Annotated in this window: 1 protein-coding gene and 2 pseudogenes; all 3 read left to right on the plus strand. The window is 34.5% G+C overall.

The annotated features are described in order from the left end of the window. Positions 1 to 458 (plus strand): annotated as a pseudogene (locus AB5618_RS21325) (hypothetical protein); the annotation flags it as partial. Continuing rightward, positions 448 to 1,149: a transglutaminase family protein gene (locus AB5618_RS21330; RefSeq protein WP_368367052.1), complete on the plus strand. Its 702-nt coding sequence runs from the start codon at positions 448 to 450 to the stop codon at positions 1,147 to 1,149. The pseudogene AB5618_RS21325 and the gene AB5618_RS21330, both read left to right, overlap by 11 nt. Positions 1,150 to 1,189: 40 nt before the next feature. After that, a pseudogene (locus tag AB5618_RS21335) lies at positions 1,190 to 1,516 on the plus strand (SAM-dependent methyltransferase); the annotation flags it as partial.

Below are 1,516 nucleotides of genomic sequence, written 5' to 3' on the forward strand. Positions count from 1 at the left end.
ATGAAGAAATGCGGATGCAAGGCGAAAAAAGTACAGTGATTGGAGAAAAAAGCATGAAAAATGAAGAATATAAAAAATTGTCAATTAAAGAGTTTACAAAAGCAGCAGGAAGATATGAAAGTAACCATGCTGGCATTTACGAAATGTGCAAGAAGGATTATCCGGATCCACAGGCATTTTTTGACAGTGTGAAAAGATGTCTTCGCCCAAATGGAAGATTGATACTGAGAGATGTGACCAGTGACAATAAAGTATTGGTATGGCTAATGAATACATTGGAAATGCCGTTGGCAAATATATGCGGACATGGAGATGTCCGGGTTCCAACAAGAGCTATGGTTATGAAATGTTGCAAAAAAGCAGGATTAAAAGTAGAAAAATTTGAAATTCGTAAAGGTATGCGAATGCATTGTGTTGTGAGAAAACCTATGGGAAAGGCGATAGGAAATGAAAGATAAGTATCTTAGGGAAACACGAATGGTTGATTTTTCTAATCTGGCAATTCAAAATCTTATTCAAAATATGAAATGGAAGGAAATGGGTGAATTTGAAAGGATTAAGGCAATCTACAACTATGTAAGAGATGATGTTTTATTTGGATATAATATTGATGACGGAATTTCAGCTTCAAAAGTACTTGCAGATGGTTATGGACAATGTAATACAAAAGGAACTTTATTTATGGCACTTTTACGTGCCTGCAATATTCCATGCAGAGTACATGGTTTTACGATTGATAAAAGATTGCAGAAAGGGGCTATGACCGGGTTTGTTTACCGTAATGCTCCAAAAAATATTTTCCATAGCTGGGTAGAAATTAATTTTGAAAATCAGTGGTATGAACTGGAAGCTTTCATTTTGGATAAAACCTATATAAAGAAGTTACAGGAACGAAATCCGGAATGTAAAGGTGCATTTTGCGGTTATGGAGTAGCAGTCAAGGATTTCAGAAATCTCATTATTGAATTTGATAGGAACAATACTTATATTCAGAGCGAGGGAATCAATCAGGATTTTGGTGTTTATGATTGTCCAGATGAACTGTTGAAGGAACATCATCAAGAAATTTCAGCCTTTAAAGCATTTGCTTATAGACATATTGGAAGACATCTCATGAATCGTAATGTCAGGAAGATTAGAGAACGATAGTTTTAAGCTTTTAGAATTAAAATTAAATTTGGAGGGTAATATGGCAGACAAAATACAAAATGCTTATGAAACATCAAAAAATATATATGACGATGTTCTTACGCAAAGAAATATTTTCAGCAAACTGTATATTAAGTTATTTTGGAGTGGCACTGATGATAATGATATAGCACGAAAAGTTTTAGCATATGTTCCTGATGACTTTTCAGGAAATCTTCTTGATGTTCCGGTTGGAACTGCTGTATTTACGGAAAACAAATGGAGTTCGCTGAAAAATGCACATATTACTTGCCTTGATTACAGCATAGATATGCTTGATCAAGCCAGAAAAAGACTTGGCAGTCATGCACATATCAAATGTATTCAG

It is taken from the genome of Ruminococcus sp. J1101004sp1_RTP21198st1_B9_RTP21198_201120, assembly GCF_040924245.1.
GTDB lineage: Bacteria > Bacillota > Clostridia > Lachnospirales > Lachnospiraceae > Blautia_A > Blautia_A faecis.

What these genes read in the sequence shown, in the direction of transcription:
- AB5618_RS21330 (WP_368367052.1), top strand. Translation starts at nt 448, where the DNA reads ATGAAAGATAAGTATCTTAGGGAAACACGAATGGTTGATTTTTCTAAT.